The following is a 4,937-nucleotide window of genomic DNA, read 5'->3' on the forward strand; positions in this document are numbered from 1 at the left end:
AAGGAGCCCCTCATGACCGTGACCCTGCCCGCCGCGATCACCCCCTCCCCCGCGTTCCAGCCCGTGCCCGGCCAGCGCATCGACCCGGAGCTCGCCCGCTCCTGGCTGCTGGTCAACGCCGCCCAGCCCGAGCGGTTCCAGCCCGCCGAGGACTCGGCCGCGGACATCGTCATCCTCGACATCGAGGACGCCGTGGCCCCCAAGGACAAGGACCGGGCCCGCGCGGACGCCGTCGCCTGGCTGACCTCCGGGCACACCGGCTGGGTGCGGCTCAACGGCTACGGCTCGCGGTGGTGGGAGCAGGACGTCGAGGCGCTCGCCGCGGCCCTGCCCGCGCACCTGGGCGGGCCGGTCGCCGAGGGCGGCCTGGCCGGCGTCGTGCTGGCGATGGTGGAGTCCACGGACCACGTGAACGAGACCGCCCGACGGCTGCCCGGGGTGCCCGTCGTGGCGCTCGTGGAGACGGCGCGCGGGCTGCAGCGGATCGACTCGATCGCCGCCGCGAAGGGCACGTTCCGGCTGGCCTTCGGGATCGGCGACTTCCGCCGTGACACCGGCCTGGGCGAGTCGCCGATGGCGCTGGCGTACACGCGGTCCCAGTTCACGATCGCGGCGAAGGCCACGGGGCTGCCGGGCGCGATCGACGGGCCGACCGTGGGCTCCACCGGCGTGAAGCTCGCCGAGGCGACGGCGGTGACCGCGGAGTTCGGCATGACCGGCAAGCTGTGCCTCGCGCCGGAGCAGTGCGCGGCCGTGAACGAAGGGCTCAGCCCGTCCCAGGAGGAGCTGGCGTGGGCCCACGAGTTCCTCGCGGACTTCGAGGCCGACGGCGGCGAGATCCGCAACGGCTCCGACCTGCCCCGCAAGGCCCGCGCGGAGAAGATCCTCCGGCTGGCCGCCGCGTTCGGGGTGCACTCCACGCGGTATCCGGACCAGGACAACGCGATCACGGCACCCTCGGACACGTACCACTACTGAGCGGGGCCACCGCCCACCAGAAACGCGGGTTGAGTTGTCACGGGTGCGGAGGCCGCACACCGGTGACAACTCAACCCGCGTTGCCTTGGGGGGCGCGGATCCCGCCTCCGCTCACACGTCCTGACGCGTCCGGCGCACGACGGCGGCCCGCACCGAGAACGCCAGCACGATCGCCAGGATCCCGTAGATCACCCACGTGATGGGGGTGGAGACGAGCACGGCCGGGTCGCCCACCGAGCTGAGCAGGGCGTCGCGCAGGCTGGTCTCCGCGAGCGGGCCGAGCACCATGCCGATCATCAGCGGCGCCAGCGGGTAGCCGTACCGCCGCATCAGGAAGCCCAGCACGCCGATCCCCAGGAGCATCAGCAGGTCGAACACCGCGCCCGTGGTGGCGTAGATGCCCAGCCCGCAGAACAGCGTGATCCCCGCGTAGAGGTAGTGCTTCGGGATGAGCAGGAGCTTGGCCCACAGCTGCGCGAACGGCAGGTTGATCGCCAGCAGCACGATCATCGCGATGAAGAAGCTCGCCAGCAGCGCCCACACGAGGTCCGGGCTGCGGTCGAACAGCAGCGGGCCGGGCTGCAGCCCGTACTGGCGGAACGCCGCCAGCATGATGGCCGCCGTCGCGGAGACGGGCAGGCCGAGCGTGAGCAGGGCGCCCATCGCCATGCCGGTGGTCGAGTTGCCCGCGGCCTCCGGGGCCGCCAGCCCGCGGATCGCGCCGCGGCCGAACTGCGGATGCGCCCGGCGCCGGTCCAGGCGCCGCTCGGCCGAGTACGCCAGGAACGTCGGCACCTCGGAGCCGCCCACCGGCACGATGCCGAACGGCAGGCCGATCGCCGTGCCGCGCAGCCACGCCGGGGCGGCCTCACGGAACTCGGCGCCCGACAGCCACGGCCGGCCGGTGCGGCGGATGCGCAGGTCCTCGTGCTCGCGGCGCACCCGGGAGGCCACGTGGAACACCTCGCCGAGCGCGAGGATCGCCACCGTGACGGTCACGAGCGGGATGCCGTCGAACAGCTGCGGGGAGCCCATCGTGAAGCGCTCGGTGCCGGTCACCGCATCGATCCCGACGACGGCGATGCCCAGTCCCAGCACCAGGGAGGCCAGGCCGCGCAGCACCGAGTCGGCGACCACCGAGGAGGTGGCCACGAACGCGAAGAGCGCGAGCGCGAAGTACTCCGCGGGCCCGAAGCTCGTGGAGAACTCCGCCAGCACGGGGGCGAGGAACACGACGCACACCGAGGCCACCATGCCGCCGATGAAGGCGCCGAGCGCCGCCGTCGCCAGGGCCTGGGCCGCCCGGCCGTCCTGGGCCATGCGGTGGCCCTCGAACGTGGAGGCGATGGCCGAGGCCTGCCCGGGGGTGTTCATGAGGATGGCCATGGTGGAGTCGCCGAAGAGGCCGCCGAAGTACACGCCGGAGAACATGATGAACGCGGCGGTGGGCTCGAGGGCGAAGGTCATGGGCAGCAGCAGGGCCACGGCCATCGAGGAGCCCAGTCCGGGCATCACGCCGACCGCGGTGCCCAGCAGACAGCCCAGCACCACCCAGAGCAGGTTCATGGGGGTGAGGGCTCCGGCGAAGCCCTCCATGAGGAGTCCGAGGGTCTCCATGTCAGAAGCCACCTCCCAGGATGCCCGAGGGCAGGGTCAGGCCCAAGGCCACCGCGAAGCCGAGGTAGGCCAACGAGGAGACGAACAGGGCGACGAGGATGTCGAACACGGGGTGCGGGGCGCCGAACGCGCGCGTGATGCACCAGAACAGCAGCGCCCCGGTGAGGATCCACCCCAGCCAGGGCAGCAGGACGGCGAACGCGAGGAAGCCGAGGAAGCACCAGGCCAGCGCGCCGAAGTCCGAGTGGAACAGGGTCAGCGGGCCGGCCGCCTGGCCGACCTCGCCGTCCGCGTCGGCCTGACCCTCGGGGGCCTGGCGCACGCGCACGACCTCCACCGCGAGCGCGGCGGCGATCACGAGGCCCGCGACCGCGAGGATCAGCGGGAAGAAGTCCGGGCCGGGGAAGTCGGCGCCGTCGGTGTCCATGGCCAGGGACCCCACCAGCAGGTAGAGGCTGAACGCCGCCAGCACGGCCGGCATGACGAGTCCGGAGAGCCCGGCGGCGCGTCCCCAGCGGGAGGGGGCGTCGGCTGCGGGGGGGACGGTGGATGCGTGGCTCACTTGATCTCCTCCGTCAGCGTGCCGATGCGCTCCTTCTCGGCGGCGATGAACTCCTCGAGTTCGGTGCCGGAGAGGGGCACGGGGTTCCAGTAGTTGCGCTGCACCGCCTCCTTCCACTCGGGGGTGTCGACCGCCTCGGCGATGAGGGTCTCGAGCTCGGTGCGCTCCTCCGCGGAGACGCCCGGCGGCACGAACAGGGCGCGCCAGTTGGTGAGCGTGACGTCGTAGCCCTGGGAGCGCAGGGTCGGGATCTCCTCGACGCCGGCCAGCGGCTCGGCCGCCACCACGCCGAGGGCGCGCAGTCGGCCGGCATCGACCTGCGGGTAGATGTCCGCGAAGCCGCCGGCGGAGGCCTGGGCGGTGCCGTTGAGCAGGGCCTGGATGGCCTCGCCGCCGCCGTCGGACGGGATGTAGGTGGTGTCCGCGACCGGCACGCCGGCCGTGCGGGCGATGTCCGCCATGACGAGCTGGTCGAAGGAGCCGCCGCCGGTCCACGCCACGTGGGCGGGGTCCGCGCGCCAGGCGTCCACCAGGTCGTCCATGCTCTGGTACGGCGAGTCCGCCGGGACCACCACGAGGCTGTACTCCTCGACGACGCGGCTGACCGCGGTGACCTCGGAGAGCTCGGGGCCGGTGCCACGGGCCGCGTGGGCGGCGATCTGGCCGGTGCCGCCCACCATGAGGTTGTTCGCGTCCTCGAGCGTGGTCAGCTGACCGAGGGCGATGTTGCCACCGGCGCCGGGGATGTTGACCACCTGGACGTTGTTCACGAGCCCGTTGACGCGCATGGTCTGCTGCAGCTCGCGCTGGAACGAGTCCCAGCCGCCGCCGGCGGCCGCGGGGGCGATGAGGGTCAGGTTGGTGCGGATGTCGTTGCCTCCCGAGGCCGAGCGGATGGAGAAGGCGGAGGCCGCGAGCACGGTGAGCACCGCGATCACGCTGAAGACGATCCGGCCGATCCCCGTGCGTCGGCGCGGGGGGCCGTCGGGGGAGGTGGAGGACATGGCGGTTCCTAACAGAGACACCCCGCCGCCAGGGAGTGGCGCCGGGGAGAGGTGCGAGTGGTGGAGGTCACGGTAACAGCGCAGCGGGGCCGCGTGCGCTCTGCGTCCGAAGAGTGACCGACGACAACCGGTCCGGGTGGTGACGGGGACCGCGACCATGACGCACAGTGGTCCCCATGACGATCATCAGCACCGGAACCAGCACCCCCGAGAGCGCCGCGGCCTGGCGGGCCGCCCTGGCCGAGGCGGCCCTGCGCGGAGAGGACGTGGTCTGGTTCTCCCTCGACGGGACCGAGCCGGACGAGGCGGAGTCGCGCGAGGCCGGCGTCGCCGTGTCCGTGGCGCACGCCCAGGAGCGCGGCCGGGACGCCGTCGGCGACCTGCTCGAGCACGCCGAGCGCGTGGGTGCGAGCCGGATCGTGGTGGGCGTGAAGCACCGCTCCCCCGTGGGCAAGCTGCTGCTGGGATCGGCCGCGCAGCAGATCATCCTCGAGGCGCGCGTCCCGGTGGTGTGCGTCAAGCCGTGAGGGCCGCCCGCCCGGACCAGCCCGGGAACGCCGAAGGCCCCGGAACCGTGTGGTTCCGGGGCCTTCGTCCTCGGTGCGCGAGGGGGGACTTGAACCCCCACGTCCTTGCGAACACTGGCACCTGAAGCCAGCGCGTCTACCAATTCCGCCACTCGCGCGAGCGGCTTCCTGATCTCGGCTCCGGACATCCGGCGACCGTCACAGGCAGCGAGGAATACTCTAACCCCCGCCCGCCCGGGCGTGCAAATC

General features: G+C 72.7%; 5 protein-coding genes and 1 tRNA gene. 2 read left to right on the plus strand and 4 right to left on the minus strand.

Features of this window, described 5'->3' with window-relative positions; all coding sequences use genetic code 11:
- Window positions 1-12: 12 nt before the first annotated feature.
- Entirely contained in the window at window positions 13-978 is a 966-nt protein-coding gene (locus tag J1M44_RS06080; RefSeq protein WP_144825019.1) for an HpcH/HpaI aldolase/citrate lyase family protein, read from the plus strand.
- Between the two features lie 111 nt (window positions 979-1,089).
- Here the strand turns inward: J1M44_RS06080 and tctA are convergent, their stop codons facing one another.
- From tctA to J1M44_RS06095, 3 genes are read right to left on the minus strand one after another with little or no spacing between them, the layout of a single operon-like run.
- The gene (gene tctA, locus J1M44_RS06085; protein WP_002858211.1) at window positions 1,090-2,595 is read right to left on the minus strand and encodes a tripartite tricarboxylate transporter permease TctA; all 1,506 of its coding nucleotides are present in this window, start codon (window positions 2,593-2,595) and stop codon (window positions 1,090-1,092) included.
- A 1-nt stretch (window position 2,596) separates the two neighbouring features.
- On the minus strand, window positions 2,597-3,157 hold the full coding sequence (locus tag J1M44_RS06090; RefSeq protein ID WP_144825020.1) for a tripartite tricarboxylate transporter TctB family protein: 561 nt from the start codon (window positions 3,155-3,157) through the stop codon (window positions 2,597-2,599).
- Complete coding sequence (locus J1M44_RS06095; protein WP_136940461.1) at window positions 3,154-4,161, minus strand: tripartite tricarboxylate transporter substrate binding protein; 1,008 nt, start codon at window positions 4,159-4,161, stop codon at window positions 3,154-3,156. Before J1M44_RS06095 ends, J1M44_RS06090 begins: the two co-directional genes overlap by 4 nt.
- A 176-nt stretch (window positions 4,162-4,337) precedes the next feature.
- Between J1M44_RS06095 and J1M44_RS06100 the strand changes: the two genes are divergently transcribed.
- Window positions 4,338-4,688, plus strand: a complete 351-nt coding sequence (locus J1M44_RS06100) for a universal stress protein (protein WP_002858206.1) — start codon at window positions 4,338-4,340, stop codon at window positions 4,686-4,688.
- Between the two features lie 74 nt (window positions 4,689-4,762).
- Here the strand turns inward: J1M44_RS06100 and J1M44_RS06105 are convergent.
- Window positions 4,763-4,846 (minus strand) — tRNA-Leu (locus J1M44_RS06105).
- Between the last annotated feature and the right edge of the window lie 91 nt (window positions 4,847-4,937).

Origin of the sequence: Micrococcus sp. KRD128, from assembly GCF_017168395.1 — a bacterium.
Lineage (GTDB): Bacteria > Actinomycetota > Actinomycetes > Actinomycetales > Micrococcaceae > Micrococcus > Micrococcus luteus.

Excerpts from the sequence above, each read along its gene's own strand:
- J1M44_RS06080 (WP_144825019.1), top strand. The coding sequence starts at position 13 with ATGACCGTGACCCTGCCCGCCGCGATCACCCCCTCCCCCGCGTTCCAG.
- tctA (WP_002858211.1), bottom strand. The coding sequence starts at position 2,595 with ATGGAGACCCTCGGACTCCTCATGGAGGGCTTCGCCGGAGCCCTCACC.
- J1M44_RS06095 (WP_136940461.1), bottom strand. The coding sequence starts at position 4,161 with ATGTCCTCCACCTCCCCCGACGGCCCCCCGCGCCGACGCACGGGGATC.
- J1M44_RS06100 (WP_002858206.1), top strand. The coding sequence starts at position 4,338 with ATGACGATCATCAGCACCGGAACCAGCACCCCCGAGAGCGCCGCGGCC.